At 66.3% G+C, this 25,261-nt stretch carries 32 protein-coding genes; 10 read left to right on the top strand and 22 right to left on the bottom strand.

Going from position 1 to position 25,261, the window contains the following annotated elements:
• Window positions 1–20 precede the first annotated feature (20 nt).
• From AC5Y3P_RS14715 to AC5Y3P_RS14700, 4 genes are read right to left on the bottom strand one after another with little or no spacing between them, the layout of a single operon-like run.
• On the bottom strand, window positions 21–509 hold the full coding sequence (locus AC5Y3P_RS14715; RefSeq protein WP_500046642.1) for a TIGR04338 family metallohydrolase: 489 nt from the start codon (window positions 507–509) through the stop codon (window positions 21–23).
• A complete protein-coding gene (locus AC5Y3P_RS14710; RefSeq protein WP_500046641.1) occupies window positions 506–1,252 on the bottom strand; it encodes a DUF2786 domain-containing protein in 747 nt (248 codons plus the stop codon). The genes AC5Y3P_RS14715 and AC5Y3P_RS14710 overlap by 4 nt, the downstream gene beginning before the upstream one ends.
• A gap of 50 nt (window positions 1,253–1,302) precedes the next feature.
• Window positions 1,303–2,349: an alpha/beta hydrolase family protein gene (locus AC5Y3P_RS14705; protein ID WP_500046640.1), complete on the bottom strand. Its 1,047-nt coding sequence runs from the start codon at window positions 2,347–2,349 to the stop codon at window positions 1,303–1,305.
• Window positions 2,346–3,185: an alpha/beta hydrolase gene (locus AC5Y3P_RS14700; RefSeq protein WP_500046655.1), complete on the bottom strand. Its 840-nt coding sequence runs from the start codon at window positions 3,183–3,185 to the stop codon at window positions 2,346–2,348. The genes AC5Y3P_RS14705 and AC5Y3P_RS14700 overlap by 4 nt, the downstream gene beginning before the upstream one ends.
• Before the next feature lie 64 nt (window positions 3,186–3,249).
• On the opposite strand from AC5Y3P_RS14700, the gene AC5Y3P_RS14695 reads away from it, so the two are divergent.
• Window positions 3,250–4,218, top strand: a complete 969-nt coding sequence (locus AC5Y3P_RS14695; protein WP_500046639.1) for a sigma-70 family RNA polymerase sigma factor — start codon at window positions 3,250–3,252, stop codon at window positions 4,216–4,218.
• 9 nt (window positions 4,219–4,227) lie between these two features.
• Here AC5Y3P_RS14695 and AC5Y3P_RS14690 read toward each other — a convergent pair whose 3' ends face one another.
• Both AC5Y3P_RS14690 and AC5Y3P_RS14685 read right to left on the bottom strand, forming a co-directional pair.
• Window positions 4,228–5,142 (bottom strand): lactate/malate family dehydrogenase, encoded by a 915-nt coding sequence (locus AC5Y3P_RS14690; RefSeq protein ID WP_500046654.1) that lies wholly within the window; start codon window positions 5,140–5,142, stop codon window positions 4,228–4,230.
• Between the two features lie 143 nt (window positions 5,143–5,285).
• Window positions 5,286–6,062 carry an SDR family NAD(P)-dependent oxidoreductase gene (locus tag AC5Y3P_RS14685; RefSeq protein WP_500046638.1) on the bottom strand — a complete coding sequence of 259 codons (777 nt, stop codon included), beginning with the start codon at window positions 6,060–6,062 and terminating at the stop codon, window positions 5,286–5,288.
• 96 nt (window positions 6,063–6,158) lie between these two features.
• Here AC5Y3P_RS14685 and AC5Y3P_RS14680 point away from each other — a divergent pair, with 96 nt between their 5' ends.
• Both AC5Y3P_RS14680 and AC5Y3P_RS14675 read left to right on the top strand, forming a co-directional pair.
• Window positions 6,159–6,926 (top strand): pirin family protein, encoded by a 768-nt coding sequence (locus AC5Y3P_RS14680; RefSeq protein ID WP_500046637.1) that lies wholly within the window; start codon window positions 6,159–6,161, stop codon window positions 6,924–6,926.
• Complete coding sequence (locus tag AC5Y3P_RS14675) at window positions 6,907–8,211, top strand: PQQ-dependent sugar dehydrogenase (protein ID WP_500046636.1); 1,305 nt, start codon at window positions 6,907–6,909, stop codon at window positions 8,209–8,211. The genes AC5Y3P_RS14680 and AC5Y3P_RS14675 overlap by 20 nt, the downstream gene beginning before the upstream one ends.
• A gap of 26 nt (window positions 8,212–8,237) precedes the next feature.
• On the opposite strand, the gene AC5Y3P_RS14670 is transcribed toward AC5Y3P_RS14675, so the two are convergent.
• Window positions 8,238–8,552 carry a CDGP domain-containing protein gene (locus tag AC5Y3P_RS14670; protein WP_500046635.1) on the bottom strand — a complete coding sequence of 105 codons (315 nt, stop codon included), beginning with the start codon at window positions 8,550–8,552 and terminating at the stop codon, window positions 8,238–8,240.
• Between the two features lie 541 nt (window positions 8,553–9,093).
• Here AC5Y3P_RS14670 and AC5Y3P_RS14665 point away from each other — a divergent pair.
• Complete coding sequence (locus tag AC5Y3P_RS14665; protein WP_500046653.1) at window positions 9,094–10,131, top strand: phosphodiester glycosidase family protein; 1,038 nt, start codon at window positions 9,094–9,096, stop codon at window positions 10,129–10,131.
• A gap of 94 nt (window positions 10,132–10,225) precedes the next feature.
• On the opposite strand, the gene AC5Y3P_RS14660 is transcribed toward AC5Y3P_RS14665, so the two are convergent.
• From AC5Y3P_RS14660 to AC5Y3P_RS14635, 6 genes are all read right to left on the bottom strand, one after another.
• The gene (locus AC5Y3P_RS14660) at window positions 10,226–10,714 is read right to left on the bottom strand and encodes a hypothetical protein (protein WP_500046634.1); all 489 of its coding nucleotides are present in this window, start codon (window positions 10,712–10,714) and stop codon (window positions 10,226–10,228) included.
• A gap of 37 nt (window positions 10,715–10,751) precedes the next feature.
• Window positions 10,752–10,931: a hypothetical protein gene (locus AC5Y3P_RS14655; protein ID WP_500046633.1), complete on the bottom strand. Its 180-nt coding sequence runs from the start codon at window positions 10,929–10,931 to the stop codon at window positions 10,752–10,754.
• Window positions 10,932–11,061: 130 nt separating this feature from the next.
• The gene (locus AC5Y3P_RS14650; RefSeq protein WP_500046632.1) at window positions 11,062–11,835 is read right to left on the bottom strand and encodes a fructosamine kinase family protein; all 774 of its coding nucleotides are present in this window, start codon (window positions 11,833–11,835) and stop codon (window positions 11,062–11,064) included.
• A gap of 53 nt (window positions 11,836–11,888) precedes the next feature.
• On the bottom strand, window positions 11,889–12,242 hold the full coding sequence (locus AC5Y3P_RS14645; protein WP_500046631.1) for a hypothetical protein: 354 nt from the start codon (window positions 12,240–12,242) through the stop codon (window positions 11,889–11,891).
• Between the two features lie 75 nt (window positions 12,243–12,317).
• Window positions 12,318–12,755 carry a DUF6188 family protein gene (locus AC5Y3P_RS14640; RefSeq protein WP_500046630.1) on the bottom strand — a complete coding sequence of 146 codons (438 nt, stop codon included), beginning with the start codon at window positions 12,753–12,755 and terminating at the stop codon, window positions 12,318–12,320.
• Between the two features lie 62 nt (window positions 12,756–12,817).
• Window positions 12,818–13,105: a colicin immunity domain-containing protein gene (locus AC5Y3P_RS14635; RefSeq protein WP_500046652.1), complete on the bottom strand. Its 288-nt coding sequence runs from the start codon at window positions 13,103–13,105 to the stop codon at window positions 12,818–12,820.
• Window positions 13,106–13,273: 168 nt separating this feature from the next.
• Here AC5Y3P_RS14635 and AC5Y3P_RS14630 point away from each other — a divergent pair, with 168 nt between their 5' ends.
• Window positions 13,274–13,405 carry a hypothetical protein gene (locus AC5Y3P_RS14630; protein WP_500046629.1) on the top strand — a complete coding sequence of 44 codons (132 nt, stop codon included), beginning with the start codon at window positions 13,274–13,276 and terminating at the stop codon, window positions 13,403–13,405.
• A gap of 175 nt (window positions 13,406–13,580) precedes the next feature.
• Here AC5Y3P_RS14630 and AC5Y3P_RS14625 read toward each other — a convergent pair whose 3' ends face one another.
• Window positions 13,581–14,273, bottom strand: a complete 693-nt coding sequence (locus tag AC5Y3P_RS14625; protein ID WP_500046628.1) for a YoaK family protein — start codon at window positions 14,271–14,273, stop codon at window positions 13,581–13,583.
• A gap of 21 nt (window positions 14,274–14,294) precedes the next feature.
• A complete protein-coding gene (gene fadD5 / locus AC5Y3P_RS14620; RefSeq protein WP_500046627.1) occupies window positions 14,295–15,893 on the bottom strand; it encodes a fatty-acid--CoA ligase FadD5 in 1,599 nt (532 codons plus the stop codon).
• Between the two features lie 95 nt (window positions 15,894–15,988).
• Here fadD5 and AC5Y3P_RS14615 point away from each other — a divergent pair, with 95 nt between their 5' ends.
• Window positions 15,989–16,678: a GntR family transcriptional regulator gene (locus tag AC5Y3P_RS14615; protein ID WP_500046626.1), complete on the top strand. Its 690-nt coding sequence runs from the start codon at window positions 15,989–15,991 to the stop codon at window positions 16,676–16,678.
• Window positions 16,679–16,707: 29 nt separating this feature from the next.
• Here the strand turns inward: AC5Y3P_RS14615 and AC5Y3P_RS14610 are convergent, their stop codons facing one another.
• The 3 genes from AC5Y3P_RS14610 to AC5Y3P_RS14600 all read right to left on the bottom strand — a co-directional run bounded on the left by AC5Y3P_RS14610 (window position 16,708) and on the right by AC5Y3P_RS14600 (window position 18,654).
• On the bottom strand, window positions 16,708–17,430 hold the full coding sequence (locus AC5Y3P_RS14610; protein ID WP_500046625.1) for a sensor domain-containing protein: 723 nt from the start codon (window positions 17,428–17,430) through the stop codon (window positions 16,708–16,710).
• Between the two features lie 78 nt (window positions 17,431–17,508).
• Complete coding sequence (locus AC5Y3P_RS14605; RefSeq protein ID WP_500046624.1) at window positions 17,509–17,955, bottom strand: SRPBCC family protein; 447 nt, start codon at window positions 17,953–17,955, stop codon at window positions 17,509–17,511.
• Window positions 17,956–18,030: 75 nt separating this feature from the next.
• Window positions 18,031–18,654 (bottom strand): TetR/AcrR family transcriptional regulator, encoded by a 624-nt coding sequence (locus tag AC5Y3P_RS14600; protein ID WP_500046623.1) that lies wholly within the window; start codon window positions 18,652–18,654, stop codon window positions 18,031–18,033.
• A 116-nt stretch (window positions 18,655–18,770) separates the two neighbouring features.
• Here AC5Y3P_RS14600 and AC5Y3P_RS14595 point away from each other — a divergent pair, with 116 nt between their 5' ends.
• Window positions 18,771–18,881, top strand: coding sequence for a hypothetical protein (locus AC5Y3P_RS14595; protein WP_126335776.1), 111 nt, complete (start codon window positions 18,771–18,773; stop codon window positions 18,879–18,881).
• A 42-nt stretch (window positions 18,882–18,923) separates the two neighbouring features.
• Window positions 18,924–19,664, top strand: coding sequence for an HAD-IIA family hydrolase (locus AC5Y3P_RS14590; protein ID WP_500046622.1), 741 nt, complete (start codon window positions 18,924–18,926; stop codon window positions 19,662–19,664).
• Window positions 19,665–19,733: 69 nt separating this feature from the next.
• On the opposite strand, the gene AC5Y3P_RS14585 is transcribed toward AC5Y3P_RS14590, so the two are convergent.
• The 4 genes from AC5Y3P_RS14585 to AC5Y3P_RS14570 form a co-directional block, all read right to left on the bottom strand.
• The gene (locus AC5Y3P_RS14585; protein WP_500046621.1) at window positions 19,734–20,177 is read right to left on the bottom strand and encodes a hypothetical protein; all 444 of its coding nucleotides are present in this window, start codon (window positions 20,175–20,177) and stop codon (window positions 19,734–19,736) included.
• An 80-nt stretch (window positions 20,178–20,257) separates the two neighbouring features.
• A complete protein-coding gene (locus tag AC5Y3P_RS14580; RefSeq protein WP_500046620.1) occupies window positions 20,258–22,027 on the bottom strand; it encodes an oleate hydratase in 1,770 nt (589 codons plus the stop codon).
• Window positions 22,028–22,082: 55 nt separating this feature from the next.
• Window positions 22,083–22,304, bottom strand: coding sequence for a hypothetical protein (locus tag AC5Y3P_RS14575; protein WP_126335780.1), 222 nt, complete (start codon window positions 22,302–22,304; stop codon window positions 22,083–22,085).
• A 50-nt stretch (window positions 22,305–22,354) separates the two neighbouring features.
• Entirely contained in the window at window positions 22,355–22,936 is a 582-nt protein-coding gene (locus AC5Y3P_RS14570; RefSeq protein WP_126335781.1) for an HdeD family acid-resistance protein, read from the bottom strand.
• Between the two features lie 223 nt (window positions 22,937–23,159).
• Here AC5Y3P_RS14570 and AC5Y3P_RS14565 point away from each other — a divergent pair, with 223 nt between their 5' ends.
• Both AC5Y3P_RS14565 and AC5Y3P_RS14560 read left to right on the top strand, forming a co-directional pair.
• Complete coding sequence (locus AC5Y3P_RS14565) at window positions 23,160–24,374, top strand: PucR family transcriptional regulator (protein WP_500046619.1); 1,215 nt, start codon at window positions 23,160–23,162, stop codon at window positions 24,372–24,374.
• Between the two features lie 15 nt (window positions 24,375–24,389).
• Window positions 24,390–25,247, top strand: coding sequence for a 3-hydroxyacyl-CoA dehydrogenase (locus AC5Y3P_RS14560; protein ID WP_500046618.1), 858 nt, complete (start codon window positions 24,390–24,392; stop codon window positions 25,245–25,247).
• The last annotated feature ends 14 nt before the right edge of the window (window positions 25,248–25,261 follow it).

Raw genomic sequence — 25,261 nt, 5'->3', positions numbered from 1 at the left:
GTTCACCGTATCGGAATGGGTTAACCCACACCTTCTTTGGCGTAAACCACGCGCAGCACGTGGCCAACTTCTGGTCCCATCACGAGTGCGGCCAGTTCGCACATGGTCGACACGAACTCGCTGCCGTGCGCCGGAGCGGCCGGGCTCAGGTGATGGGCGATCTCATGCAACACCACCAGTTCGCGCAGCGATCCGGCCTCCGGATGTTCAGACACCGCGATGACTGCCTCGCTGGGATCGTAGTGCGCGAACTTGGTACCGCGCCGGGGCCGGACCGACAGCGCGCCGGTCTCCGGCCAACGCTGCGTGACCGCGGGCATCGCCAGCACCTCATCGACGTAGCGCTGCACGGCGTCCACCGCGCCGAACCGGGCCTCGGGCGGCAGGGTCAACGAGGTGCCGAAGAAGTCGATGACCCGGTTGTGGTGCTCGGCGGCACGGTCGAACATGGTGCGCACAAACCCCTCCGCGGCATACACCCGGGAGCGTTGACTGTCGCGGACGCTCACCGACGCAGCGGCCGGCGTGCACCCGGCAGCTCCGGGCTGCTGCCCAGCCGCGCCTGTCGCCCCGCCCGGTCACCGGCCCGGCGCGCCGCCGAGGAATAGCCGGCCGAGGCGCTGGTGGCCCGCCAGGTTCCGCGCGCCTGGGAACTGACCCGGTAGTGATCGCGCAGCTCGATTTCCTTGTTCCGCAACGCAAGTGCGGTACCGGGCGCGCGGGTGCGGTCCTGCTCGGCGGCACTGCGGACGGCTGCCCGCGCCTCGGCGAGCCGCTGACCCACCCGCGCGCCGAACGCCAACTGGAAGTTCAGCCGAGCCGTGATCTTCGGGGTGGGCCGATAGGCGCCGGTACCCAGATAGGCGTCACAGGCCTTGATCATCTGCACCACCAGGCTGGCGTACAGCGCGTGCGTGGTCTCGAGATCTTCCGGGAAGCCGTAGGCGTAGACGAACGTCGAATTGGACGCCACGTCACAGCGCACGTCGTTGGCGTGCGCGATCAGCGAGAACAGCTGCACATAGGTGCGCAAGCCGCGGGTGCCGGCCTCCCCGATGGTCACGGTGCGCTGGGTGGGCGCAGCCGCGGCCTCCCGGCTGGCCGAGTGTGCGCGTGCGACGGCCAGGTCGATGGCCGTGGAAGTGGCCAACCGTTGCGCCGCGGCCAGGAAGGCCTCGGCTTCGTGCGGGTTGTCAGTGCCTTCGGCCTGACGCAGCAGTGCGGCGATACGCGCCAGCATCTTGTCTGTCATGGCGCCAGGGTAGAAGACGGCGGCGACATCGCCGACGGGGACGACACGGCTCAGCCGGCCGCGTTGAACTCGGCCAGCGCGGCGGTCAGTTGCGGCGACAGCGGACCGGCCTTGGCTTGGTTGACCACGTTGTCGGTGGGGTCGTCGCGCAGCACGTGGTTGACGCCGACCAGCTCGACCAGCGTCAGGTCGGTGTGTGCCAGCGCGTCGGCTAGGCCGGTGATGTCGCTGCAGTAGGCCTGCCCGTCGGTGTCCGAGCAGGTGAGCAACACCGCGGTGGCGTCCGGAACGTTCTTGGCCTGCGCCAGCGGGTCGATGGCGTCGGCTTCCAGGACCGCCTTGAGGTTGCCCGGCCCCAGGATCGGGCTCAAGCTGTCCGGCAGCGGTTGCTCCGGCAGCTCCCCGGTGCTGCGGGCATGCGCGACGGCGGCGTCCCACTGCGCCTGGACGGCCTCGGCGTCGGCTGCCGTCTGGGCACCGGCCTCGACCTCGGCGGCCAGACCGCGACGCACCCGGTTGGTCATCAAGTCCAGATAACGCCGCGGCAGCGGTTGCAGCAGCCCCAGAGCCTGCAGCTGCGGCGCATCCACGGCGGTATCGGCGGCCAACTCCATCGCGTGGGTGGCGCCTTCACCGAGGCCGTAGGCCGACAACCGGCTGGGATCGGAACCAGGTTGTTCGGCCAGGAAGCTCAACGCGGCCTTGGCGCCCGCGGTGTACACCGCGCTGCCCACCTGCCCCGGATCCGCGGCAAACGGTCCCAGCCCGGTCTTGCCGGTGCCCACCTTGTCGTAGCGCAGGCTGGCCACCCCGTGCTCGGACAGTTGTTCGGCCAACTGCCGCATGTTCCCGACCGGTCCCAGCACGGTGTTGTCGCCGTTGCGATCGGTACCGCCGCTCTCCGAGATCAGCACGGCCGCCGGGCCGGGTTCGCCGTCGCGCAGATGCCGGTAGCTGCCGTAGATGGTCAGGCCGTCGGCATTGAAGCTGACTTCTTCTTCGACCCAGTCGGTCTGCGCCGCGGTGCCGGTCTGCTCGGCGGTTCCGCACCCGGCCAGCAGGGTCAGCAAAAACCCCAGTGCGACAAGTTGTTTCAAATCCTGGTCTCGATCCAGGACACCACGTCGTCGAGGACGCGATCGCGTTCGGGTTCGTTGAACACCTCGTGGTAGAGCTCCGGGTAGATTTTCAGGTGGACGTCCTCGGAGCCCACGCAGTCCACCAGCTTCTGACTGCCGCGGGCCGGGATCAGCCGGTCGTCGGCGCCGTGCACCACCAGGATCGGCTTGGTGATGGCCCGGGCCAACTCGGGCAGATCGGTACCCACGCCCAGCAGCGCGCGGGCGATGCCGGCCGGCACCTTGCCGTGCCACACCAGCGGATCGGCGTCGTAGTCGGCCACCACCTGCGGGTCGCGGGAGACCGCGGCCGAGTCCAACTGCTGCACCGGCACGCTCGGGGCAAGCACCCCGAGCACCTTGCCGACCACACTCAGCGCGGCCGGCACGTCGTCCTGCGCGGCGACCGCCGGCCCGGACAGCACCACCAGGTCGTAATCACTGGGATGCTTTGCGGCATAGTTGAATACGATCGCTCCGCCCATGCTGTGCCCGAGCACGATGACCGGCAGGTCGGGGTGTTCGTCGGTGGCCACCGCGACCAGACGGGCGAAGTCCTCGGTGAACTCCGAGACGTCCCGGACGTAGACCCGCTTGCCGCCGGAGCGGCCGTGCCCGCGGTGATCCAGGGCGTAGGTGACCAGCCCGGCCTGACCGAACCGGCGCGCCACGTGGTGGTAGCGGGCCGCGTGTTCACCGAAGCCGTGCGAGAGCACCACGACCCCCACGGGCGGCACCGACGCCGTCGGCGTCCAGGTGTCGTAGACGATCCGAACCCCGCCGACGCCGTCGAAGGTGCGTTCGGTTCTGGTCACGTCGACATCGGCCACCTGTGCAGCGTAGCCGCCGGTTGTCAGAACATCTTTGTAAGCTCGAACCGTGAGCGTGCTCGCCGGCGACCCCGACACCTTCCTCACCGATGCACAGCAGTACCACCGGGAACTGCTGTCGCACTGCTACCGGATGACCGGTTCGTTGCACGACGCCGAAGATCTGGTGCAGGAGACCTACCTGCGGGCCTGGAAGTCCTATGACCGCTTTGAAGGCAAGTCCTCGGTGCGGACCTGGCTGCACCGGATCGCCACCAACACCTGCTTGACCGCGCTGGAGAGTCGTCAGCGCCGGCCGCTGCCCACCGGGTTGGGCGCGCCGGCCGCCGACCCGGTCGGTGAGCTCGAGCAGCGCGCCGAGGTGCCGTGGCTCGAACCGCTGCCCGACGACCGCGATGATCCGTCGGTGATCGTGGGCTCGCGCGAGTCGGTGCGGCTGGCGTTCATCGCTGCGCTGCAACATCTTTCGCCGCGGCAGCGCGCGGTGCTGGTGCTGCGCGAGGTACTGGGCTGGCGGGCCGCCGAGGTGGCCGAGGCCATCGGCACTTCCACTGCGGCGGTCAACAGCCTGTTGCAGCGGGCGCGCGCGCAACTCGCCGCGGTGGCGCCCAGCCAGGACGATCGGCTGCTGGCGCCGGATTCGGCGCCGGCCCGCGAGCTGCTGAACCGCTACATCGCGGCGTTCGAGGACTACGACATCGAACGGCTGGTGAGCATGTTCACCGAGGAGGCCATCTGGGAGATGCCGCCGTTCACCGGCTGGTTCCAGGGACGGGCCTCGATCGCGGCGTTGATCCACCACAACTGCCCGGCCGAGCACCCCGGCGACATGCGGCTGCTGCCGCTGACCGCCAACGGCCAGCCTGCGGCGGCGATGTACATGCGCGACCCGCAGTCCGGCCGGCATCTGCCGTTCCAGCTGCACGTGGTGGACATGACCGCCGACGGCGTCGGACATGTGGTGGCGTTCCTGGACACGTCGTGTTTCCCGAAGTTCGGGTTGCCCGACGCCCTGTAGTGCGGGCCCTCAGTGCGGCAGGGTGGCCCAGGCCTGCGCCAAGGTCTGCGCCGAGGCCTGCAGCCCGTCGCCCTCGCCCGGAGACAGCGGGATCTGCAGGACCCGCCCGGCGCCGTCGGCCGAGACCACGGTGGGCAGCGACAAGCAGACGTCGTCGATGCCGTACGCGCCGGTCTGCAGCGTGGACACCGGCAGCACCCGGTGTTGGTGTCCGCGGATCGCCTCGATGATGCGCGCGGTCGACAATCCGATCGCCAGGTTGGTGGCGCCCTTACCCTCGATGATCTCGTAGGCCGCGTTCACCACGTCGTGCGAGATCTGGGTGCGGGCCGGTTCGTCGAACAGCGGCCGCCCGTCGACGCTGAAATCGGCGGCCGGCACGCCGCCGATCGACACGCTGGACCACAGCGAGATCTCGGAATCGCCGTGCTCACCGACGATGAACCCGTGCACGTTGCCCACCGCCAGGTCAGCGCGTTCGGCGATCAGGTAGCGGAACCGGCTGGAGTCCAGCACGGTGCCGGACCCGAAGATGTGTCCCGGCGCCACGTCCACGGATTGCACTGCGGCATAGGTGACCACATCGACCGGGTTGGTGACGAAGATGATCACCGCACCCGGTGAGAGCTCGATGAGTTTGGGCGTCAGGTCCTGGGCCATCGCGACATTGCCGGCCGCCAACTCCAGTCGGGTCTGCCCGGGCTTCTGTTTGGCGCCCGCGGTCACCACGATGATCTGCGAGCCGGCGGTGACGCCCAGGTCGTCGCCGCCGTCGACCCGGCAGTGCGGCACGAACTGGCTGCCGTGGTTGAGGTCGAGCACCTCGGCCCGGACCTTCTTGGCGACGATGTCGTAGAGGCCCAGCGCGGAGGCCGAGCCGCGGATCAGGCACGCGTAGGCGATGGCGGTACCGACGCTGCCCATGCCGATGATGGAGACTTTGCCGCTCTGTGTCGCAGTCACGTGTCCATCATGGCCGGATTCGCACATCCTGCACGGCGAAGTCACCCAGACACGAAACCGCCCGCTGATCGCAGCGGGCGGTTTCGCAGACGTTCGTCTTCGGGTTACTTCGGTGGCATCCGGATGCCGCCGTCGACGCGGACCACTTCGGCGTTCATGTAGGAGTTGGTGAGCAACTCGATCACCATCGAGGCAAGCTCTTCGGGCTTGCCCAGCCGGTGCGGGAACAGCACCGACTCACCCAGCTTGGCCTTGAACGCTTCCGAGCCCTCGCCCTCGCCGTAGATCGGGGTGTCGATCAGGCCCGGGGCCACGGTGTTGACCCGGATGCCGACCGCAGACAGATCCCGGGCCACCGGCAGGGTCATGCCGACCACGCCGCCCTTGGACGACGAGTAGGCCGCCTGGCCGATCTGGCCGTCGAAGGCCGCCACACTGGTCATGTTGACGATCGCGCCGCGCTCACCGGTGTCGGTCAGATCCAGCTTGCTCATCTCGGTTGCGGCCAACCGGATGCAGTCGAAGGTGCCGACCAGGTTGATCGCGAGCACCTTCTTGTAGGCGTCCAGGTTGTGCGCCGACTCGAACTCGCCGTCCTTGCCGATGGTGCGCTGGGCCCAGCCGATGCCGGCCGAGTTCACCAGGGCGCGCAGCGGGCCCAGGTCAGCGGCGGTCTTGACCGCGTCGATGATCTGATCGGTGTTGGTGACGTCGACGCTGACGAAGGCGCCACCGATCTCCTTGGCGAGTTCCTCGCCCTTGTCTGCCTGCAGGTCGGCGACGACGACCTTGGCACCGCGGTCGGCCAGCTTGCGAGCGGTGGCCGCACCGATACCTGATGCGCCACCGGTGACGATGGCGCTAGCTCCGTTGATATCCACGATGCACAGCCTACGAACCGGTTAGTTGGGAGCGTTCAGCACCCTGGTGTGGTGTGCGGCGCCGGTAGGCTCGGGACCAAGCCAAGGAGTGATTCAGTGACGTCCAAGCTCGAGCCGAGGATCGACGTCCGGCGTGCTGCGGACCGGTTCCAGACCCGGATCGACTGGCTGGACTCCAAGCATTCGTTCTCGTTCAGCCATCATTACGACCCGGCCAACACCCACCACGGTTTGCTGCTGGTCAACAACGACGACGTGGTCGCGCCCGGTAGCGGGTTCGACACGCATCCGCACCGCGACATGGAGATCGTCACCTGGGTGCTGCGCGGATCGCTGGTCCATCAGGACTCCACCGGCAATTCGGGAGTGATCTATCCGGGGCTGGCCCAGCGGATGTCCGCCGGTCGCGGCATCCTGCACTCCGAGAAGAACGACTCGTGGAACCTGACCGGCGATGAAACCCACAGCGAACCAGTGCATTTCGTGCAGATGTGGGTGGTCCCGGATGAGTCCGGGACCGATCCGGGCTATCAGCAACTCGAGATCGACGAGGCGCTGCTCGACGGCAACCTGGTCACCATCGCCTCGGGCCGGCCTGAGCATGCCGATCAGGCCGCGATCAGCATCGGCAACCGGCACGCCGCACTGCACGGCGCCCGGCTGCAGCCGGGCCAATCGGTGTCGTTGCCCGAAGCGCCGTATCTGCATCTGTTCGTGGCCCGCGGCGCGGTCGAACTGGAAGGTGCCGGCGCCCTGCAACAGGGCGACGCGGCGCGGTTCACCGCCTCCGGCGGACAGCGCGTGCGCGCCACCGAGGCCGCCGAGATCCTGATCTGGGAGATGCATGCCGGGCTGGCCGGTTAGCGTCCGCGCACTCAGCGCCGCCGCCCTGCTCGCGCTCCTCGGCGCGACGGGTTGCGGCGGTGCACCCGACCCGGTACCGGCACCGGTACCGGTACCGGCACCGGGTCTGGGCGAGTCGGCGGCCGAACCCGCCCCGGCGTCGGGCCTGACCGCCGTGACCGTGCAGGTGCCCGACGAACTGGCGCAGCCTCCGTTCGACCGTCCCCGGCAGGCGCAGGTGCCGCCCGGATGGTCGATGTCGGTGTGGGCGCGCACCCCGAAACCCCGGCTGGCGGCGTGGGCGCCGGACGGCGCGCTACTGGTCTCGGTGCCCTCGACCGGTCAGGTGCTGCGCCTGGACGCCGACGGTGCGGTTGCGGTGCTGCTCGACGGCCTCACCGAACCACACGGGTTGGCTTTCGTCGGCGATCAGCTCTACCTGGCCCAAAGTGATCAGGTCGACGTACGCACCTACACTGACGGGCGCACCGCAGCGCCGCGCGTGCTGGTCGTCGACCTGCCGAACGCCAAGAGCCCCGACCTGCAGGGTGCCTACTCACATGCACTCAAGAGCGTGGTGGTCGGCGCCGACGGAGCGGTCTACTTCTCGATCGGCTCGACTGGCAACATCTCGGCCGAGGACCGGGACGCCGATCCACCGCGCGCGACCATCATGCGGGTGCCGCCCGGCGGCGGCCCGGCCGAGCCGTTCGCCACCGGGGTGCGCAACGGCACCGGGCTGGCCATCGCGCCCGACGGCGCGGTGTGGACCGCGGTGAACAACCGCGACAACGTCGCCGATCCGGACGGCGAGGTCCGGATGGACTACGTCGACGACCATCCGCCGGAATCGGTTGCCCGGTTGACACCGGGGCGCGAATTGGGCTGGCCGTACTGCAATCCCGACGGCGGCCCGGCGAACCTGGTGTTGATCCGCGACATGCAGACCAACTCGGACGGCACCCAGATGCACTGTGCCGCACTGCCGCCCATCGAGCAGAGCTTGGGCGCTCATGCAGCACCGCTGGGCATGGTCTTCGGCGAACTTCCCGAACCCTACGGCGCCGGCGCGCTGATCGGCGTGCATGGCTCGTGGAATCGCACAACGCCGCGACCGCCTGAGGTTGCGTTCTTCCCTTGGCGCGACGGCACTTTGAGTGACGCACAAACCTTGGTCGGCGGGTTCCAGAATGCCGACGGGTCTCGCTGGGGACGTCCAGTGGCCGCGGTGCCGGGTCCGGACGGCGCGATATACGTCACCGACGACTACGCCGACGCCATCTATCGGGTGGCCCCACCGACTTGATCAGCGTCGCCACGCGAGAAAAAGCCTCACGGGTTCCTCGGGTCGCCCTTCGGAACCACGAAGCAGTTCTCCCCACCGATACCGAACACATACACCGTCTCGCAGCGCATCTTGTCGCCGTTGGGCAGGCAGGACTCTCGCACCCCGCCGCCGTGTCCCAGCGCACCGCCGGATGCGTTGATCGCGTTGGTGCAGGCATTGGCGGTTGGGCTCACGGTGCCGGCGACCGCCGTCAAACCGGCGGCCAGCCCGAGAACCGCCAGCGCGGCCGCGCACATCCTCTTGCCACGCACGACGGCGGGCCGAAAGCCCCACGACACGGTTTGGATAGCAGCAGACATTTGATCCCCCCTAGATCAGATCGTCACCCCCAGTGACAGCAAACATTGTGCCCCACTCTGGCTAAATATGGAAAGGTCTCGGCCCAATTATTTTGACGCTCCTGAAAGTCGGCTCTGACCAGTCGTTAAGTGCACTTATTCCGGCCGTACTACCCCAGATGCGAAACCAACGGTGCCAGAGATAGCAATGTGGCAACTGTTACTGATGGGGCTTAGCAAACATCTGCTCGGTCCTCGGATTCGGGGACGGCCGGTACCGAGCGCCGTCACCAGCTCGGCTCAGAAGTTTGCACGCTTTCGCGAAATCAGCGCGCATTTGACAGCCACACACTTGCTGTCCGCGCGCAATTCGGTCCCGCGGATTCGGCAAACCTACTCCCGCAGAACGTGATTCGGACGCCGCCAAATCGAAATCGCACTGTTATCAATGTTGACAGTGTGGCGGCTGTGATTATTGTTTCCTTTATCGTATTCGCTGGTCGGTGCAGAAAGGGCTGCCGTGAAGACCCTTGCAGTCGCCGTGCGCCGCAGCGTCGCACTCGTGCTGGCAGTGTTCACCGCAACGGCCGTTGCGTTGGCGGCCGGACCGACCGCGCATGCCGCCGACGGGCGTGAGCTGCTGGCGAATGCCATTGCCACCACGCGTGGTTCGTATCTGGTGTACAACTTCGGCGGCGGCGCTCCGGCCCCGATGCTCAATGCCGGCGGCAACTGGTACGAGCTGAGCAACGGCGGGCATCTGATGATCATCAAGGCCGCCTCGCAGCGGCTGACCCCGCGTCTGCTGGTCGACTCCCACCAGGGTTACCAGGCGCGCTGCGAACGGACCCCGGGTGCGCGCACCGGCGAGGGCCTGTATCAAGCGTCCGAGATCTATCCTCCGGTTGCCGCCTGGCAGGCGTTGGGACAACCCACGATCGCGATCAACGCCAACTTCTTCGATGTGCGCGGCCAAAAGGGCGGCTCCTGGAAGCAGACCGGCTGCAGTTCGCCGCTGGGCGCCTACGTCGACAACACCCGCGGGCAGGGCAAGGCCAACGTCCCGATCACCGGGACCATCGCCTACGCCGGCAAGCAGGGCCTGTCCGGCGGCAACGAGGTGTGGTCCGCGCTGACCACGATGATCTTGCCGGTGGCCGGCGCGCCGTTCGTCGTGCCGCCCAAGAGCCCTCAAGATTACGACGCCGCCACCCCGGTGATCCAGGACCTGATGGGAAAGGGGGTCCGGTTCGTCGCGGTCAGCGGCATCGGCTTGCTGGCACCCGGGGACACCGGACAGCTCAACGACGGCGGCCCGTCGGCTGCTCGGACGGCGTTGGCCTATTCCCGGGACAAGGACGAGATGTACGTCTTCCAGGGCGGCAGCTACACCCCGGATCAGATCCAGGATCTGTTCCGGGCCTTGGGATCTGACACCGCCATCCTGCTCGACGGCGGCGGCTCCTCGGCGATCGTGCTGCGCCGCGACACCGGCGGCATGTGGGCCGGCGCGGGGGTACCGAAGGGCTCCTGCGACACCCGCCAGGTGCTGTGCGACTCCAAGGAGCGCGCCCTGCCGAGTTGGTTGGCGTTCAGCTAAGGCGTCGGCGAAGCGTCGCGATCAGCGAAAGCCCCTGCGGCAACGGGATTCTCTCCTGTTGGTCCGTCTTATGTCGTCGTCGGGACTTCAGGATTCACGCGGCGAGTTGCACTGTAACCCGCAGTTCGTCCATGACCGTTTCAGCGCGTACTTCACATCGACCAATGCTGAGGACTACGCCGACGGTCTTCGCGAGGTCAAGACGGGTGAGTTCGCTGGTCGGTGCCGATGGAGCGTCGTCCGCACCGGATTGCTGCTCGACGAGATCAATGATGCGGCCGTCGAGAATCCGGCCGCCCCGGAGTGCGTCGTATGGGTGTTGACCAGTCACGTCGAATACCGTCCACTTACCGTGACGCTCAATGTAATCACGGTTCACATCGGACAGCTTGCCCTCGAAAGGATCCAGCCATGGACCCCGTCCGAGGACAAGTCCTTCCCCGTCTGAAGCAGTTTCGAACCTGAGGGTGGACCCATCATCGAACGTCAGCTCGAGCGGGCCTTCATGGTCATCGACCTTGTCCTTGAACGAGCAATAGATACGCCGAATCCTGTCGACGCGCTTGGACAGCACGACGCTCAAGATGGCAGCGACTTCTTCTCGACTCTGCGCGGTCACTTTATACTTGCCCTTGGAACCAACTGAGGTCGTCCGACATTGCTGCCACGCCGGACCCCGTGGCACGAAGGTTGTTCCACCCGGAGACGATGGTGGCCAGTTCCGCTTCCAAGCTGTCGGCACGGTCGGCCAGCGTCTGCGATGACAGCAGGTCGACATGTATCACCGGATGAACAGCCACCCAAACCTCCTCGAACTACTCGGGACCTGTCGATCGAAGCCGAGGTGGGTTCGACCTGCAATCCAGCCTAGGTCGAACCCGAACCACCGGACACCAATTCCGCACTGCTGCGCGGCCGAACTCGACGATCTCAGATCCGGGTCAAACCCAGGACTTTGTGTGCGGCCGCGTGGGTTTGGTGGACGTAGCCGACACCGAACAGCGCGACGTGCGCCAGCAGCGGGAAGAGCTGGTGCAGCGGCTGCCGCTCCCGCCACCCGTCGCGCAGCGGATGGACACTCTGGTAGCCGTCGATGATCGCGTCGTAGTGCGGACAGCCGAACAGGCTGAGCATCGCGAGATCGGATTCCCGGTGCCCACCGTGCGCGGCCGGGTCGATCAAAGTGGCCCCGTCGGTGGCCCACAGCAGGTTGCCGTTCCACAGGTCGCCATGGATGCGCGACGGAGCGTCGTCGTCATCGAACTGACCGGCAGCGCACCGGGTGACGACCTCATCGACGTCCTCGAGCACCTGCGCACTGAGCTGGTCGCGGGCCCGGTCCAACATCGGCTGCAGCCGCTGTTCAGCGTAGAAGCGGCCCCAGGTCTCATAGCTCGCGTAGCTCATCGGCAGCGGGTTCTGCAGCGGCCCGAAGTAGCCAGGCCCATCCCAGTCCGGTGGGCCGGCACCGAAGTGCGGCGCACCGGCGTCGTGCGTGCGGGCCAACCCCGCGCCGAAGTCGACGGCGGCCTCCCGAGTCGGTGCCACCCGGTCCAGGTGCACGGTGGTCAGGCTGGTCTCATCGCACCCGACCAACTCGGCGCACAGTGCACCGCCGGCTGCCGAAAGCCATTGCAGGCCAGCCGCTTCACAGCCGAAGAATCCCGGCGGCGCGGTCAAGCTGCGTTTGACGAAGGTGCGCACCTAATGAGTATGCACGCCCACCCGGCCAGGTTTGGCTGGGATCGGTGCCGCGGCTACCCGGGGACGATTTCGACTTCGTCGGGTCGCGGCCACCGCGTCGGAGGATCGTCGCTCACCCAGGCGTACTCCAGTCCGGACAGATGCCCCCCTTCCACCCAGACCAGGACCTCGCCTTGGCAGTGCACCTGATCGGGCACGAATGCCCGAACCGGCAGCGGACCATTCGGAAGGTCGACGCCGGGCCCCCGGTTGGCGGTCGCGATGTCGATGACCCACGTCGTGCTCGATGCCGACGGGGTCGACGCCGCCGCGAGATCGGCCAGCAGCCGCTCGGACTCCGGCACCGTCGCGGCGGTGACGACCGCCGCGATGAGTGCGGTCTCCTCAGCAGTCAATGGCCGCGTCACTCAATTCCCCAAATCCCGCACGCGAATGAAACCCATGCTGGTTCAACACCTTCCAAATTTCAAAGGTCAATCGGGTCACACCACTACGTCTCCGGACGTACCGGGGGGTTCGTGGCGCTCGGGCCAGGTTGCCAAGTCTCCGCCCGGCATGCACACGGTCAATACCCCGTAGCGGCCATTGATCGACCACGACTCGTACGCCGGGTCCGGTTCGACATGGAACCGAGCGCCGCTGACGAATGAGACGTCGAATGTCTTGGACTCGGTGATGGTGGCGTGGACGATCGTGTCGCCGACCAAGTCGAGGTACGGCTGTGCGACATTGTCTTCGCTGCCTGACGTCCAACGGTTCTCCTTACCGCCCTTCTGCAACGTGCACGTCGTCTCGACTTGAATGAAGTAATCGTCGGTGAGGTACAACTGGACGGTGTATCCCACATAGACGTCGAGAACCGTCTTACCTTCGACGTAGGTGTTCAGGGGTTCCATCCCTTCGGACGACTCAGCAGTCATCGGCCACGTCACTCAATACCCCCGATCCCACAGCGCATGCCGCGCGCACACCGCGCGTGCCTTCAATACCCCCGATCCCACAGCGCATGCCGCGCGCACACCGCGCGTGCCTTGAGTTGATCGTCGTCGTAGTCGCCCGGGTCTCTTAGTTCGGGATACTTTACATAGGTATCGGCGTCACTGAACATCCTTTGCAGAACGTCAAACAGTTCGTCATCGAACATGTAGTCGTCGCGCTTCATGGTGGACAGGTAAAGCGACTGAAACTCAGGCGCGCTGATCTCGTCTGCGATGAATCTGTCAAGCAGCACAAGGAATTTGGATACAACGTGACGATCGCTCTTGGCCATCGCAATGCTCCTCGTTGAAGAACGTCCAGACTTGACGGGGGTCGAGGCGCCACCCGGCCCAGAATTCGGCCGTTGTACGACCACCAGGCCGGTATTCGGATTGTAGTTCAGTATCGGCGGGCCTCCTCGATACGTTCCATGGATGTGAAGCGTTGCCCCGTCGTCCAAATGGTTCCTGACCGCCTGCTCGAACTGCTTGAATCCTCGATCCTGGTCACGTTGGCCGTGCTGACCGGTGTGCAACTGCTGATCACCCTGCGCATCGCCGTCAGATCGACCCGCCCGGTTCGTGAACCGTGAATTGTTAACGCCTCCACTCGGGAAATGCGTTCACAATTAACGGTTCACGACGGAGGTGGGACGGTTTCCACGGCCACGACGGGTGCGGGCCCGGATCCGGGGCGGGTCACACGAAGGTAAGCCCGGCCACGACGGGTGCGGGCCCAGATCCTGCGGGTCACCACGGAATCCGCAGCTACCCCGCGTCGGAAACCTCGGCCGCGCCCCCGTGCCGGAAGATCAGCAGTGCCGCGGCCACCACCAGAGCAGCCAGGGCGATCACCGGGGCCACCGTGAATCTGGTCATCGTCGCCCCCACTACCGCACCGCCGAGCATCGTGAAAACCACGGTGTAGCGCAGTCTTTCACCGGCACCGGTGCCGCCGGCCAACCGCGAGTCATAGCCCAGGCCGACGATCGTCGAGGTCAGCACGGTGGTGGACAACTCCTGCACCCCGAACCGCCGGGCCGCGGCGTTCTGACTGCCGAACACCACGGCCAGACCGGCGATCAGGACCAACTTGGTGTTGTCCTGATAATCCAGCACTCCGGCACCGGCCAGCACCGCCAACGTCACCAGCGCCAGCACCTCGAAGCTCAGCGCGGCGGTCAGCCAGAGTCGAGTCTGATGGCCGAGGTGCCGGGCGAAGCGCCCGCCGAGCACGGTGCCGACCAGGAACCCGGCGAACGCCACCACGGCTGCGGTCAGGTCCACGCCGGAATGCGGGACGAACCAGAACCCGAGGAAGATCACGTTGCCGGTCATGTTGGCGACGAAGACGTGCCCGAGCACCAGCACGCTGACCGCGTCGACCAGGCCCGTCGCGAACGTCAGCAGCAACAGGGCCGTGGTGGTCAGACGGTCAGACACCGGGGAGGCGACAGCCACCCCCCTAGTATCGCACCGCGCTCAGTCAGCGGCCTGGCCGAACCGCTCCCGCAGTTCGGTCTTGAGCACCTTGCCCGACGGGTTGCGCGGCAGCGCGTCGACGATCTCAAGTCCCTTGGGCTGCTTGTAGCGCGCCAGCCGCTCGTCGAGGAACTCGGCGAGTTCGGCGAGTTCGAGGCTGTCGCCGCTGACCGCCGCCACCGCGATCGGAACTTCGCCCCACTTTTCGTGCGGCCGACCGATCACCGCCACCTCGACGATCTGCGGGTGCGCGGCCAGGACGTTCTCGACTTCGGCGCAGTAGATGTTCTCACCGCCGGAGATGATCATGTCCTTCTTGCGGTCGACCACCCAGATGTAGCCTTCTTCGTCCTGGCGCACCAGGTCGCCGGAGTGGAACCAGCCGCCGGCGAACGCCTCGGCGGTGGCCTTCGGGTTGTTCCAGTAGCCGGCCATCAGCGTCGGCGCGCGGTAGACGATCTCACCGACCTCGCCGATCGGCACGTCGTTCATGTTGTCGTCGACGATCCGCGCCGCCACCGTGGGGATCACCTTGCCGACCGAACCCAGCTTGCGAATGGCGTCCTCGCCCACCAACATGCACGTCACCGGGGACATCTCGGTCTGGCCGAACGCGGCCAGGATCTTGCTGTCCGGGAAGGTCTCGGCCATCTGCCGGAGCAGGGTGTCCGAGGCCGGTGCGGCACCCCAGGACAGCACCCGCAGACACAGGTCACGCGGCTGGGCCTGCTGGGCAGCGCACACCGCCTGCCACTGGGCCGGAACCAGGAAGATGCCGGTGACCTTCTCGGCCTCCAGCACGTCGAGCAGCTGGCCGGGCTCGAAGGCGCCCAGCGGGTGGATCACGGTGGGGCGACCCAGCATCAGTCCGCCCAACATGTTGCCGACGCCGGCGATGTGGAACAGCGGAACCCCGATGAAGCCGACGTCGTGGTTGATGTCCGCACCGTTGGTGTAGAGCGCGGTCATCAGTTGACCGATCAGGTTGGTGTGGGTCAGCACCGCACCCTTGGGCCGTCCGGTGGTGCCCGAGGTGTACATGATCAGCGCCGGGGAGTCGCTGGGGATGTCGGCGACCGGGTGCGGATCACCGGTTTCGGCGATCAGGTCTTCATAGGCCAGCACGCCGTCCTGGTCGCCGTCGCCGGCGACGATGACGGTCTCGAGCGCAGGCGCGATCTCCCGGACGCCGGTCGCCACGGCGGCCAGCACCGGCTCGGTGATGACGACGGCGGCTTCACAGTCGGCGACCAGGAATGCGATCTCCGGCGGGGTGAGCCGGAAGTTCACCGGCACCGCGATGGCGCCCAGCAGGTTGGCGGCCAGGAACGACTCGACGAACTCGGGCCGGTTGAGCATCAGGATCATCACCCGGTCCCCGGCGCGCACGCCCCGGCGGGCCAGTGCGTCGGCCAGCTTGCCGACCCGTTCGTGCAGCTGGACCCAGGTGATCGTGTTGCCCATGAACCGGATCGCGGTGTCTGCAGGCTGCATCATGGCGTGCCGGGCCAGCTGGGTGGTCCAGTTCTGGCGCCGGGACGCGTACGGCTGCTCGGTCGAGGTCTGGAGGGCCACGTAGTCAATCAGCTGTGCGGTCAACGCTCTCGGTTCCCCTCTATTGCATGGCGACTTGCGAAGATCTTACATTTGATCAAACATTGCTGAAAGCCCGCTGTCGACCCTGGAAGGATCCCGTGAACGCACCGGCTGAGGCCACGCCGCCGCGCCGTGCGTTGCGTCGCGAACAGCTCTCCGAGGAAGTCGCCGCGCACCTGCGGGCCGCCATCATGACCGGGACACTGCGGCCCGGCACCTTCATCCGGCTGGATGAAACCGCCGCCCAACTCGGGGTCAGCATCACCCCGGTGCGCGAGGCGCTGCTGACGTTGCGCGGCGAGGGCATGGTCCAGTTGGAGCCGCATCGCGGCCACGTGGTGCAGCCGCTGAGTCGCACCGACGTCGAGGACATCTTCTGGCTGCAGGCCACCATCGCCAAAGAGTTGGCCGCTGCCGCCTGCCGGCTGATCACCGACGAGGACATCGACGACCTGGCGCGCATCAACGACACCTTGGCCGACGCGGTGCAGCGCCGCGACGTCAGCGAGATCATGCACAGCGAGTTCGCCTTTCACCGCACCTTCAACAGGGCGGCCAAGCGACTGAAGCTGGCCTGGTTCCTGCTGCACGCCACGCGCTACATGCCGCCACTGGTCTACGCCAACGATCCGGACTGGGGCGCGGCCGCGGTGGCCAACCACCGCGAACTGATCGCCGCGCTGCGCAACCGCGACGTCGAGGCCGTCGTCGAAGTGACCGGCTGGCAATTCACCGACGGCGCGCAGCGTCTGACCGCGCTGCTCGACGCCAACGGGATGTGGAGCTGAGTTCACCGTAGGAAGCAAAACCTGCTCTCTCACAGGGCGTTTCGGTTGATGATCGCGTTCACCATGCGGGCTGCGGCCGCACGGTCGGCCGCGCCGGCCGTGCTCACCCGGACGTCCACGACCAGGTTCCCGTCGGCCCGGATGCCGTGCGCCGAGGAGTAACTGGCACCCGGGCCGGCCTCCAGGTGCACCACGTGCACTCCGTCGATCACCTCGGGATCGGCCATCGCGTGTCGGTGCACGTATCCGGTGTCATGGGTGATCACCAGCACCTCTCCCGCGCATTGGTGCCACAGATCCAGCGTGTGGTCGACGAATCCCTGTGCTGAAGAAGGGTTCTCGAATTCGATGACAGCTTGGTCGACCTCCAGCCTCTCGCCGAGGTCCGACACCACCAACTCGCGCAACTGTAGGTAGCCGCTGCCGGCCAGGATCGAGGTGACGGCATTGCCGCCGACGGCCACACATTCCGGCCGCGAGTACTGCTCGTCCTCGGGGATGTCCAGGGGCTGGTGCAGCACGGTGTCGCCGGTGAGGTCGGTGGTGCCCATGATCTGGTTGACCTCGGCTTCGCCGGCCAACATCGTGGCCAACCGATCCACCGCCGGCTCTGGGGCGGGTTCGTTCTGCTGCGCGACGCAACCAGCCACAGTCAGGGTTCCAGCGCTCAGCAGCGCTGCCCATTGCGCTCGACGACTGCTGCGCACGATGCCCACGCCCCACTCGACTCCGGTGGCCGTCTCGGTGGCCACAAAGAGAACTCTACCGAGGTCAGCGGGCGTTGGACCGCGCCAAATCTGGGTGCTGCACGCCGTCCGGGCGACGCCCGGTCAGCCGGCGGCCAGCGCCTCGGCGCGGGTCTTGAGGTTGTTGGCCAGATGCTCGAGCGCGTCGTCGACGACCTTCTTGACCATCGCCTTGGGCACCGGCATGGACGTGTCCAGTTCGACGTCCATGTCGACGGTCAGCAGCGAGACCGGCCCCATCGCCACCACCGAAAACACCTGGTTCTGCTTGGAGAAGTGCTCGCCCTGCTGCAGCACCGTCTGGATCTGATTGGGCCCCGGGTAGTACACCGCTTGGATGTAGGTGCCCGCCATGCCCTGCACCAGGGTGTCGAGGCGCAGCTGACTGGGTCGGCCGTCGTTGTAGCGAGCCAGGATCCAGCAGCCCTTGACCTCTTCGTTCCACTGCGGGTAGGCCTCGAAGTCGGCAACGATCGACATGATCAGTTCCGCGTCGGCGGCGACCTCGACGGTCTTGCTCACGATCGGCATGGCGGCGATCCTATCCAGCCGACCCGGTCGCGCATCGACGGCCCGCCCCTGGGCCTGCGGACGGCGCGGCCGCGGTCAGGAACCCAGCGGTGAGTGCACCCGGGTGTGCTCATCGCGGATCAGTCCGCGCAGCAGCGCGGTGCTGAACTCGGCGGCAATCTCCTTCTCACTGCGCCGGCCGTGCGGCCGCAACCACCGGTAGGCACCCAGCGTCATCCCGATGTAGCCCAGTGCCAGCACGTGCGAATCGCACGGGTAGAACTCGCCGCTGGCGATGCCGCGGTCGATCAATCCGTGCACGTGTTCGTAGACCTGGGTCTCCGTCGCCCGGACCTCGGCGACCTGCTCCTCGGTGAACCACTCCGCGATGTAGGGCTGCTCCTGGAAGTACACCGCCGCGCCTTCGGGGTTCTCGGCGATCTGCTCCAGCAGTCGCACGGTGTACTGGTAGAGGGCTTCGCGCGCGGACCAGGAGGGGTCGTCGTGCACGGCGGCCAGCGTGCGCTGTCCGGCCCGCTGGTAGATGTCGAACAGCATCAGCGACTTGCTGGCGTAATAGTGATAGACCGTCGCCTTGTTCAGGCCCACCACGTCGGCGACGTCGTCCATCCGGGTGCCGTGGTAGCCGCGGGCGGCGAACAGTTTGGTGGCTACGGCCAGCAACTCTTCGCGGCGGGTCTGGCCGTTCTCTGGCGGCATTCTCTACTCTCTGCGTACGGCGGGGAAACCCCGGGTAACCAATCAACTAGTTGGCCAGTGTAGGCAATGGGCCTGATCCCCGCTGCGCGGGACTCGCTGCGGGCTACACTTCGCGCATGGATCCGAATCCCGACTACGACGCCAGCGACGAGATCGAGTACTTCTTCTCGTGGCTGCCCTGGGCGCTGCGCGGCAACTATCCGCCCCCGGCCTACCCCCCGGTCTAAATCGCCGGCGTGCGCGCGACATCGCAATGCTGGCTCACCGACATGGACGGCGTCCTTGTCCGTGAGGAGCACGCGTTGCCGGGTGCCGCCGAATTTCTGGCGGCACTCATCGACAAGGCCCGGCCCTTTCTGGTCCTGACCAACAATTCGATCTTCACCCCGCGCGATCTGGCCGCGCGCCTGGTCCGCTCCGGGCTGCACGTGCCCGAGGAGTCCATCTGGACCTCCGCGCTCGCGACGGCGACCTTCCTCGATGCCCAATTGCCCGGCGGCTCGGCCTACGTCATCGGCGAGGCCGGGCTGACCACCGCGCTGCACGAGGTCGGCTACACCCTGACCGACGTCGACCCGGACTTCGTCGTCCTCGGCGAGACCCGCACCTACTCCTTCGAGGCCATCACCAAGGCCATCCGGCTGATCGGCAAGGGCGCCCGGTTCATCGCCACCAATCCCGACGTGACCGGCCCGTCTGCCGAGGGCCCGCTGCCGGCGACCGGATCCGTTGCTGCGATGATCACCAAGGCCGCCGGCTACGAGCCCTACTTCGTCGGCAAGCCCAACCCGATGATGTTCCCCAGCGCGATGAACCGCATCGACGCGCACTCGGAGAGCACCACCATGATCGGCGACCGGATGGACACCGACGTGGTCGCCGGCATCGAGGCGGGCCTGGACACCATCCTGGTGCTGACGGGTTCGACCGTCGAGGCCGACATCGCCCGCTATCCGTTCCGCCCCGGCCGGGTACTGCCGTCGATCGCCAACGTCATCGAGTTGGTCTGAGCTCGGCTCCCCACGCAAAACGCTCGGCCGGAATACCCGGCCGAGCGTCGGTCGCGAAGTGCGCGAAAACTACTCGGCGGCCTTGACTTCCGCGTTCAACTCGGCGTCGACGGCATCCAGGCGCGCCTGCGCCGCGGCCAGCACGTAGTACTCGGCCTGCTCCAGGGAGTAGATCGCGAACGCGATCGCATCCTCCGCGTCTTCCTCAGCACGGTCGGCGGCCCGGTCGGCGCGCTTGGCCTGATGCTCGGCATGCCGCTTTCCGGCTTTCTCCCGCAGCGAGTCAAAATCGTCAGAGACCGAACGCTGCAGTTTGTGCCATCCCTTGGCGACGTCGTCGGCGTCGGCCTGCACCTGCGCCTCAGCCTCCGCGCGACTCCGCTCCAGGGAAGCCTTCACCTCACCCTCGCGCTTGGCAACCCACTCCTTGTCCCGCTGTTCGGCAGCGCGCGCGGAATCCTCGAGCGACTTGGTCTGCTCGCTGAGCTTCGCGAGTTGATCCGACAGTGCCATATCAGTACCTCTCGTCGTTGTTACACAACATTTTTCAACCCGACCGTCCATCGAAAAGGTCAAGCATCATGGTTGAAGCGTCAGTCCGCCGCGGGCACCAGCCCGTACTCTGCCAGCAGTTCGCCGACCTCATTGCCGGTTACCTTGTCGATCATCCGTTTCCGGAGGATCTCGGGAACCGGAATGTCGACCTCCTTGCCATCGCGCAGATGCAGCGTCGCGTTGAGGAGGCTACGAACGTCGTAGGTCGACCCGTACACCTCCGGCACGCCCCGCTCGACACCAAGTAGCCGGTAGGCCGCTTCCATTCCGGTGCGCACCGAATACTCGGTGGTGAAGATGCAGTCGCGGGTGGTCTCCGCGAACTGGCCGATGAAGGCGAAGTTCACCGCACCGTCGGGCACCACCTGCGGCCGGTCACCGGCCTTACGGGGCATGAAGAACGACGTGACGTAGGGCATCATCACCGGCACGGCTTTGGCCGCGGTGGCTGCCAGTTCCGGGATCTCCTCCTCGGGAACTCCCATGTGGTACAACCACTCCTGGGTGATCTCCTCGCCGGTGCAATCCTGCATGGGCTTCTTGACGTAGTCGCCGGGGGTCTCGACGAACAGGCCGTACACCCACACCACGATCTGATCCTTGGGTTGCTGCTTGAAGTGCGGCTGCCGGTTCACCGTCCAGCTCATCAGCCAGCTCGAGTCGCGCGCGGTGACGATCCCCCCGGTAACCACCCGGCCGGAGAACGGATCCCGCTTACAGATCTTGCGGATGTACTCCGGGATACGGTGATCCAGGGTGGTCACCGTCGCGGACTCCCATTTGGTCTTCGGGATGTGCGCACCGAACACGTCGGGATGCCCGAACGACGGGTCCTTTTCCGCGATGCGCCGCCACAGATCCCAGGCCGGCGCCGGACCCGTGTTCAGTTTGGCCGGAGTGTGATGGTCGCCGTCATCGGAGTTCTCGGTCAATGACCCGATGGTGGTCAGCACCAGATCGTCGACCCCGAGGTCGACACCTCCGGCCACGCCCTCGGAAATCCAGTGAATCCTGCTGGCCTGCTTTCGATTACCGTCGAAGACGAAATCGATATCGGTGACCTCGGTCTCGAACCGGAAGGTCACGCCCTGATCGAGCAGCCACCTATACATGGGCAACACCAAGGACTCGTACTGGTTGTACTTGGTGAACTTCAGCGTCGACATGTCGGGCAAGCCCTTGATGTGGTGGATGAAGCGGTGCAGGTACAGCTTCATCTCCAGCGCGCTGTGCCACTCCTCGAAGGCGAACATGGTGCGCCAGTACAACCAGAAGTTGCTGTCCAGGAAGTCCCGGCCGAACACCTCGTCGATCCGCTTGTTCTCCATCTCCTCGCGGGTCGCGAGGAACACCTTCAGGAGTTCGTGTTGCACCTTGGCGCCGATGCCGAACTTGCCGTCGGTGTGAGCGTCCCGTCCCTGCTTCTCGGTCACCCGGCAGAGGCTGGAGTTGGGATCATCCTTGTTGAGCCAATAGAACTCGTCGAGCACGCTGTAACCGTCAACCTCGAGCGACGGTATCGACCGAAACAGATCCCACAGGCACTCCATGTGGTCTTCCATCTCGCGGCCACCGCGGATCACAAAGCCCTTCTCGGGCATCTTGATTCCGTCGAGTGCCCCGCCGGGGAGCTTCAACCGCTCCAGGATGGTGATCTGATCACCGCGCATCTTGCCGTCGCGAATCATGAAGACCGCGGAGGCCATCGACGCCAAACCGGCACCGACGAACCAAGCCGTCTTACGTTCGACGCCCTCCGGCGCACGGGACTGGACAAACGAATAGTAGTTTCCTGCAGTGTATTCCAAGACTAAACTCCTCCGAGACTGAAGACAGCGCGATACGCACCCGAACCCAGTGGTTTCAGCGACCGAGGCGCTCCTTCACCACGTCCACGCCGTCATGGCTCAGGCGGGCCAGCACCGCCGCCCGGGACACCGGATCCAGCGCCGCGATCATGGCTTCGATGTCCGCCGCCGTCGCCTTGACCGTGGACCGTTTCCGGCCGAACAGCCGCAGCACGACGACGAGCAGAGCCGCGCCTGCGGCGGCGATGACAGTCCGGGTGAGGGTCGATTCGTTCACGTGTTTCTCCTGTGGTTCAGTCGATTTCAGCCTCGAGTGTCGGCGGTGGCCTATGCCGCTGGGGCGGCTCGGCCGATACCGCTGCGCAACTTCAGCGCCTTCACGATCTGCCCGATACCGACGACGATGAGGCAGATACCGGTCACGATCGCCAGCAGGACGATGGAATCTATCGGCGAAGCCAGGACGATCATCCCGGCCAGGACGGTGATCACGCCGAGGAAGATCTGCCAACCGCGGCCAGGCAGATCCGGATAGCTGATGCCGAGGACGGTTTCGGAGACGCCCTGGAAGATGAACCCGACACCGATCCAGATCGCCAGGAACAACACGCCGAGGCCTTCGCCGAAGTTCCGAAATGCCAAGACCGCCAGCACCACCGACAGCGCGCCGGTGATGAAGAACAACACCCGGGTGCCCGCCGACTCGTCGGCGCCGAAGGCCGCCACCACCTGAGCGATACCGGACACCAGCAGGTACACCCCGAACAGCACGGCGGCGACCACGATCGAGATCGTGGGCCAAACCAGCAGCAGGATGCCCAGGACCAGGGCGAAAACGCCCCAGGCCAATGCGGTCTGCCAGAGCGCACGCAACAAACGGGGGGTGATCAGCGACCCGGATAACGACATACTTCTCCTCCGACGACTACCTCTGACAACGGGCACCCCGCCCCGCGATCGCGCATCAGGGGCAAAGGTCCGGCACGGGCAAGTTGCCCGCGCCGGTATACATTTCGGATCTTACGTCGAATCCACGTTTTATTCTGCTGTCCTGGCAAACACGATTTCGCACATCGGGGTGTGTCCGACCACAATTGTGGCAACGCGGTCGCGACCCTTCTATGCTTCGAGCGTGAGCTCAGTCGATGGCGACAACCAACTCGTCGAGCTTGGTGGACTGCTGGAGTCCCGAGTCTCCGAGATCGCCCGCAGCGTCGTCGATTCGGTTCGGACCGGGGTCGCGTTCTACCGCAGCAACGACATCGTCACGGATGACGATCTGTTCGAGACCGCGGCGGGCCATCTGCGCCTGGTGTTCCAGGCGTTGCAGAACGGCGCCACCTTCGACACCACCCCGGCCTCGACGACCGGCCGCAAGCGAGCCACCGCCGGCGTGCCCATGCCTCCGGTGATGGACGCCTTCCGCGTGGCAAGCCACCACGCGTGGACCCTGATGGTCGAGTTCGCCGGCGATCATCCGGAGATCAGCGGCCCGGCGCTGTTGCGCGCCACCGAGCGATTCTGGGAGGGCCAGGATCGCTACACCGCCGCGATGACCGCCGCCTACCACGAGCAGGCCACCCATCAGGTCCTCGAGGACGCCGCCGAACAAGCCGCGCTGACCGAGGCCCTGTTGCAGGGCCGTCCACTCGGCGACCACAGCCTGTGGGATGTCGCCCAGCTGTTGGGGATTCCCGCCCAAGGTCCCTACGTCGTCGTCGCCGCCGCAGTGCCGCAGGTCGGCCGACAGGCACTTCCGCGGATCGAGGTGTTGCTGCGCGACATCGATATTTTCTCGGCCTGGCGGCTGCTACCCGACCTGCAGATCGGCATCGCCCACATTGCCGCCCCGGCCGCCCTGGACGACATGGTCGAACTGCTGCGACAAGTGACGACCACCCGCGTCGGGGTGAGCCCGGGGTTCGCCGACCTGGCCGACACCGCGCGGTCCTTGCGCTATGCGCGGGTGGCGATGGCCTCCCCGACCGCTCACGACCCGGTGGGCGTCTTCGACGACTCAATCCTTGGCGTCGCGGCCGTCAGCGCCCCGGAGGTCACCCGCAAGCTCTCCGAGCTCACCCTGGGTGCCTTCCATGATCTTCCCGCGGATGAAAGATGGGCCCTGCTGGACACTTTCGCCGCGTGGCTGGATCACGAGGGCTCGACCCAGGGTGCCGCCGAAGCACTGTTCTGCCATCCCAACACGGTGCGGAACCGACTTCGCCGCATCGAAGAACACACCGGAAAGTCACTGAGCAGTCCGCGCGAGCTTGCCGAGCTCTGCCTGGCCTTCGAGGTCGCCGCGCGCCTCGGCGAACAACGCCCCACCGACCCGTCAACCGACTAGAGAAAGTTGCACACCATGTCAGCTGCCATCACCAATGTCACCGTTCTGGGCACCGGGGTGCTCGGCTCGCAGATTGCCTACCAGAGTGCGTTCAAGGGCTGCACCGTAACCGCCTACGACATCAACGACGACGTGCTCGCCACCGCCCGGAAACGCTTCGCCACGCTCTCCGAGACCTACGCGCGCGAGGTGCCGGACGCCAAGGACGGCGCCAACGAGGCCGCCCTGACCCGGTTGACGCTGACCTCCGATCTGGCCGCCGCGGTCGGCGACGCCGACCTGGTGATCGAGGCCATCCCGGAGGTCGCCGACCTGAAACGACAAACCTTCGAGAAGGTCGGAGAACTCGCGCCCGCGAAAACCATCATCGCGACGAACTCGTCCACCCTGCTGCCAAGCGAACTCAAGGATTCGACCGGCCGACCCGACCGATTCCTGGCCCTGCACTTCGCCAATCGCGTCTGGCAGCTCAACACCGCCGAGATCATGGGCACCCCCGACACCGACCCCGCGGTGTACTCCCGAGTCGTCGAGTTCGCCAAGGCCATCGGCATGGTCCCCATCGAATTGCACAAGGAGAAGGCCGGTTACGTCCTCAACTCGCTGCTGGTGCCGTTCCTGCACGCCGCGGCGGAACTGGCCGCCGGCGGTTACGCCGACCCCGCCGACGTCGACACCACCTGGCGGATCGGCACCGGTGCGCCCCTGGGGCCGTTCCAGATCTACGACATCATCGGCCTGAACACGCCGTACAACATCATGGCGCACGGCGATGCCGAGTCTCAGCAGTTGGCGGCCTGGCTCAAGACCAACTACATCGACAAGGGCAAGCTGGGCATGGAGTCCGGCGAGGGGTTCTACAAGTACACCTGACCGCTTCTGCCGGA

Source organism: Mycobacterium sp. NGS45, from assembly GCF_059812645.1.
This window is presented reverse-complemented; position numbering and strand designations above follow the sequence as displayed.